At 36.8% G+C, this 5,837-nt stretch carries 7 protein-coding genes; 4 read left to right on the forward strand and 3 right to left on the reverse strand.

The features are described from left to right. The first annotated feature begins 31 nt into the window (after positions 1-31). The 3 genes from ASE55_RS02680 (at position 32) to ASE55_RS02690 (ending at position 2,961) form a co-directional block, all read left to right on the forward strand. Entirely contained in the window at positions 32-712 is a 681-nt protein-coding gene (locus tag ASE55_RS02680; protein WP_056215212.1) for an NADPH-dependent F420 reductase, read from the forward strand. A gap of 566 nt (positions 713-1,278) precedes the next feature. Beyond that, positions 1,279-1,947, forward strand: a complete 669-nt coding sequence (locus ASE55_RS02685) for an isochorismatase family cysteine hydrolase (RefSeq protein ID WP_056215198.1) — start codon at positions 1,279-1,281, stop codon at positions 1,945-1,947. 450 nt (positions 1,948-2,397) lie between these two features. After that, the gene (locus ASE55_RS02690) at positions 2,398-2,961 is read left to right on the forward strand and encodes a TetR/AcrR family transcriptional regulator (RefSeq protein ID WP_056215201.1); all 564 of its coding nucleotides are present in this window, start codon (positions 2,398-2,400) and stop codon (positions 2,959-2,961) included. A 53-nt stretch (positions 2,962-3,014) separates the two neighbouring features. Here the strand turns inward: ASE55_RS02690 and uraH are convergent, their stop codons facing one another. From uraH to ASE55_RS02705, 3 genes are all read right to left on the reverse strand, one after another. After that, positions 3,015-3,422 (reverse strand): hydroxyisourate hydrolase, encoded by a 408-nt coding sequence (gene uraH / locus ASE55_RS02695; protein ID WP_056215204.1) that lies wholly within the window; start codon positions 3,420-3,422, stop codon positions 3,015-3,017. Between the two features lie 16 nt (positions 3,423-3,438). Next, a complete protein-coding gene (locus tag ASE55_RS02700) occupies positions 3,439-3,963 on the reverse strand; it encodes a GlcG/HbpS family heme-binding protein (RefSeq protein WP_056215207.1) in 525 nt (174 codons plus the stop codon). A gap of 66 nt (positions 3,964-4,029) precedes the next feature. Further along, positions 4,030-4,599 (reverse strand): Crp/Fnr family transcriptional regulator, encoded by a 570-nt coding sequence (locus tag ASE55_RS02705; protein WP_056215209.1) that lies wholly within the window; start codon positions 4,597-4,599, stop codon positions 4,030-4,032. Positions 4,600-5,393: 794 nt separating this feature from the next. Here ASE55_RS02705 and ASE55_RS02710 point away from each other — a divergent pair. Continuing rightward, entirely contained in the window at positions 5,394-5,585 is a 192-nt protein-coding gene (locus tag ASE55_RS02710) for a cold-shock protein (protein WP_027388074.1), read from the forward strand. Positions 5,586-5,837: the final 252 nt, after the last annotated feature.

The following is a 5,837-nucleotide window of genomic DNA, read 5'->3' on the forward strand; positions in this document are numbered from 1 at the left end:
TTATATTATAAAAGAAAATAAAATATTCATTATGGAAATAGGAATAATTGGATCCGGTAACATCGGAAGTATCCTTGCCGGACATTTAACAGAATCAGGGCATAAAGTTTTAATCGCAAATTCACGCGGACCGGAAACTTTAACTGTAATTGCTTCAAAAACAGGAGCGGATCCTGTAAGGGTGGAAGCCGCCGCCGGTGCAAAAGACCTTGTCATTATTGCAATCCCTGCAAAAGCAATGGTAAATTTACCCACTGATATTTTATCAGCTTCTGAAGCAATCATTGTTGATGCAGGAAATTATTATCCGTCCCGCGACGGTCAGATCACTGAGATTGCCAATGGGGCAGCAGACAGCGAATGGACAGCAAAAATAATTGGTCACCCTGTAATTAAAGCTTTTAATAATATTGTTGCCCAAAGCTTAGCTGAAAAGGCAGTTCCGGCAGGAAGTTCAAACAGAATCGCATTGTCGGTTGCAGGCAATGACGAAGCACAAAAAAAGGTTGTGGTGAAGTTAATCGATGGAATTGGCTTCGATGCTATTGATGGGGGTTTGCTTTCTGAATCATGGAGGCAGCAACCGGGCGAACCAGCATATTGCCAGGACTTAGATAAGGATCAATTGGAAGCCGCATTACAAGAAGCCGATATCAGCAAACGTGCTGAAAATCTCGCTGCTGCAGATGAAACGGCAAGACCTTATTTGTAAAGTATCACAGCCAGGAATATGAAAATAAATCAGAAACCTTAAGAGATTCTTCATTGTTATTAATTACAGGTTGGTTTAAATTACATACGAAACTCCAACACTAACTTTTAAAAAATAAGCAATGGTTAACGTTTCTATTGGCAAATAATAGTACAAAACAGATCAGATCAAAACAAGGATAATCAGAAAGTTATTAAGGGTTGATTTTGAGTGCTTTTAATGATTGGGTCTGTTTTGATAAAATTTATCCCTCAATTAATGAATTGCCTTTTCATCTTCAAATGAGATTTTGTGTAACAGATGGATATGCCGACAAATTTGTGCATTCCCATTTTTGATTCTTGTAACCATGCATCCCAGCAGTAACTCTTTTCTTGCCATTCCGGAGTTTAAAGCTCAAAGTATATAACGATCACTTTTTATAAAGCAATATCATTCTGCATAATACTTTCTTTTAGAGCATGAATATAAAAAGAAGACATGAATTGAAATAAAAATGCTGAAAAATTAGCTTACTATCATGTAAGTAAGTACATTTGCAGTAATAATTTTAATCAATATATAAAATGACAGCATTAAATTCAAATTCAGCTAACAGCGAGAACACATGGTCAGGAACTTATGCAGCTGACCGCACCGGCCTTTTAATTGTAGATCCATACAATGATTTTATGTCTGAGGGTGGAAAGTTATTTGAGATAACGAAAGCTTCGAGGGAGAAAGCTGATACCTTCAAACACATGAAACAGGTAATTGAGGCAGCACGCGCAGCAGGAATACAGGTATTTATAGTACCTCACCATCGCTCGCATCCGGACGATTTTAAAGGTTGGAAATTTGCGAACCCTTTCCAATTGGCAGGAGTTGCAGGCCAGCCGTTTGCTGAAGGGACTTGGGGAGGAGAATTTAATGTGGAGTTCGGTCCTAAGCAGGGTGATGTTATTGTGAAGGAACACTGGGCACAAAGCGGATTCGCTAATACTGACCTTGGCGCGCAATTGCAGCAACATTCTGTAACCCACATTATCCTGATCGGGATGGTGGCTAATACGTGCATAGAGTCCACAGGACGCTACGGAATGGAACAGGGCTATCACGTTACCCTTGTAAAAGATGCTACAGCAGCATTTTCTTTGGAAGGAATGCACGCTGCCCATGAAATTAACGGGCCTACATTTGCCCATGCAATTTTGACGACGGAAGAATTACTTCCCCTGATGCCGGAAGCAAAATAATTATCTGGTATGTCAGACGGCATTAGCCGTTGAAGATCAGGTCTGTTCATGGCCTAATCAGACCCTGACGTTGGCTGATAATCTTAGGATAAAAACCTATAAAATGTTTTTGGTATTACAGTAATTATAAATCACTTTACGATTTTAAAAAGGCACATACTGAAATATACGTATGTGCCTTTAATTTGTTTAAGCTTAATTATAACTGGCAGACTTTTAAAATTTGAATGTTTTGATTACCAATGGTGTATCTGTGCATGATCACAATCAGGCTCCCGGATAAAAAATGGGATAAAGCAATGGGCGCCGATTTCTTTTCGATGATCCGTTTAACCGAAAAATTATTGACTTCCTTATTTAAACAAAAGATTTTCGTAAGGAAAGTTTTATAATAATGTTAAAACTATAGAGTTACTTATAAGTAAGTATCTTTGCATAAAAATTACGTAAATGGCAACTAACAACACTAAAGAAAAAATAATTGAATTAGCAAGAAATCATATGATGCAGCTTGGCTATCATTCATTTAATTACAAGATGATTGCTACCGAACTGAACATTAAAAATTCTGCTATTCACCATTACTTCCCCAATAAGGAAGATCTTGGTTTAGCAGTCATCACCAAAGACAGAGCCGATTTTGAGGAACTGGTTAAGAGCATCGAAGACGAAACGGCAGAGGTTAAGATAGAGACCATTTTGAATTTATACAAGACTTATTTTAAGACAAACAATAATCTCTGCTTAGCCGGAACTTTCGGTTCCTCTTATGCAGATATCCCTGAGAGGCTGCAACTGGGATCAAGTCAGAATTTAGCTTTGGTTAATGATTGGCTTGAAAAGGTATTAGATGAAGGAAAGCGGGTAGGGCTGTTTAATTTTACAGGCAGCGCAGCAGATATTTCCGATCTTTGGATAACAATGCTGACAGGTTCTCTCATTATCGGGCGTCTGAAAGGTGAACCATACTTCACAAAACTTCAGCAGACATTGCGGTCAACAATAAAATTTTAAGTGAGGTGCCGGTTTAAGTTCTACCCCTGCCAATTTTCTGATTTCTTTCATTCCTAGTTCCCTCTATAGGTAGAATAACCATAAGCAGAAAGTTTTATAGGAACATGATAATGATTTCTGTCTTTTATCTGGAATACCACTTCAATAAAAGGGTAGAAGCTGTCTGTATTTGTTTTTTTGAAATATTCACCTGTATAATACGTTAATTTGTAAATTCCGATGTTGGATTTCTCTGTAGTAAGAAAATCCGTTATTCTGCCGTTGATGTCTGTATTTTTTTGATCTGTAAAAATCCAGGTTTTTGTCTGTTCATTATATTTTTCCAGTTTGATACTCACTCCAGTGGCTGGTGTTCCTTTTGATACGTCCAGGATATGACTGGAAAGCTGAAACTCCTTCTGCTGAGCAAATGCTAAGGTGGATGCTGCTGATAAGAGCAACGCAAAAAATAATTTTTTCATTTTTATATAGTTAGATTTATTTTGTTGTAATTCCTATTTCTTCGATGGAGGCTGCTTTGGCAATCAGGTCATCATTTTCAGGACTGCCGCCGCCCGCTATTCCAACGCTGCCAATGACATTTCCTTTGAACCAAACCGGTACTCCGCCACTCAATAAAAGGAGTTCAGTGACTGTATTCAGATTCTTTGCATCAATACTCGCCTCTGCATTTCTTAACAATAGAAGCGTAGATGTTTTGGTTGATAAAGCCGTGTAGGCTTTCCTCCTTGCAGCCTCAGTATTGTGTGGGCCGACTCCGTCACCACGGGTAAGCAGAATTATATTCCCGGAAGCGTCCAATACGGCAATAGAAACTTTTTTGTTTAGCGAGAATGCACTTTTGGTCATACGTTTTGTCATCTCTACGGCAGCTTCTAAAGTTAGATTGTCAATCGGTTTAACATAATTACCGACTACCATTTGCGGTATTTTTGTCTCCGCAGCAGACTGTCCGAAGCATGCTGTTGATATTGATAATATTAATATAAATATGCTCTTCATTTTATTATTTGTCCGGACAAAGCTAGCTACTATAAAAATTAAAAACGTTGCCCTGGAGCAACGTTTTTATAATTTCAATTTTAATCTGCTTAAGGTAGAAGGCGAAATCCCCAGATAAGAAGCTGCCATCTTGTTTGACACGCTGAGCAGTAAGTGTGGCTGATGTTGGATGACCCATTTTATTTTAGCCAAAGCATCAAATCCCTGAAAACCATAAATTCTTTTCTGTGCCGATATAAAGCCAAGTTCTAAGATTTCGGTGTATATTTTTGCAAATTGAGGTATCGTATCGGTCAAATGATAAAAATCGGCCCTTGAAATGGACAATAACTCAGATTTATCAATAGTCTGCAGATACTCTTCGGCTGGCTTTTGGTCTATAAAGCTTGGTAGGGCAGTCGCGAAACTTCCCTTAAATGCAAAGTACCTTGAATTTTCATTACCGTTTTCATCGATGGTAAATAACCGGATGCATCCTGTATTAATAAAATAGTAATGACTACAGACCTGATCATAATGCAGAAGTATTTCGTTTCTCTTTGTCTTTACCAATTTAAAGTAAGAACAGATTTCCTGAAGTTTTTCGGCATCAATGTCAGCTTTACCTCTTATGAAATTTTCGAGAATGGAATACATATTTTTTTGTTTTTATGGTGTAAAACATTACACTATATCTATATAAGTGATCCGGATTATCCAGAATTAATTGCAGCTTATTTTTGACTTGTTTTCATTTGTTATAGCGAATTAGGTTTACCATGGTAGTACAAACAGAATTCCGTCCGCATACCCCTGCAAAAAAGCCAGATTGGAAAACCGAGATGAGTCTGTGCCCGTTTATAACCATTGTGAAATTCCTGTTTGGCATTAATTGTTTCTCGCTTAGTCCGTATTTTTATTGAATAACTTTACCAAGTCTATTTGCTGAAAGTTACTGTTTGTGATCGGGAATTTCTCTGTCATCAATTTTTAATTGTTGCTTGTTATAAAATATATGTAATTGCATTAATGTTTTTCGCCTTTGCAAATATCAAATCATTTTTGAGATTTACTGTTATTATTAGCATTCAAATTTGTGCGGCTGCCGGATAACTGACTGTATTTCTTTGCTAAGATAGGTGCATAGATAGTAATTAATCAAATTAAATTTGCACAGTCCGTTTATTTCACCTACATTTGTAAAATAATAAGGCTACTGCCTAAGCAAGTCTGAAATTGAATATCACTTATTTTCATTTCCTGCTGATACAGCCGCTCAATTTTGTCATTAATTTTTAGATGCACTACTTTTAAGAAGTTCGATTTTCACTCTTAAATTCCACACATCCATATTTTTCTCTCAAAAATTTATTATCGTTTTGATTTGAATCAAGACATAGGGATATGGGTCCTATATAATAGAATACAATAATTTTTTAATACATATTACAATGCAACAAGGAACAGTAAAATTCTTTAACGATGCCAAAGGATTTGGTTTTATTACACCATCAACAGGTGGACAGGATGTTTTCGTACATACTTCAGGTTTAGTGGATGAGATCCGTGAAAACGATGTCGTAACATTCGATTTACAAAATGGAAACAAAGGTGTTAATGCAGTGAACGTTAAAATAGCGTAACTCATTTAATACCATAAGGTATACCGGGAGCAGATAAGCAATTATCTGCTCTTTTTTTATTACAGGTTTTCTGAAAGCCTATGGCCGACTATAAGTCATGATTGTATCGGATCAATCTCAAAACTTGGGGAGAAAAAAAATATTGATAATTTTGTGGAATGTTAAACGATGCCGAACTCCTCAAATTATTTTTACCTGAACTCTTGATTGAGCATTTTGAGATTGTAAAATTTGCAGAAGAAAACAAAGTTC

Source organism: Chryseobacterium sp. Leaf201 (assembly GCF_001421435.1).
Taxonomy (GTDB): domain Bacteria; phylum Bacteroidota; class Bacteroidia; order Flavobacteriales; family Weeksellaceae; genus Chryseobacterium.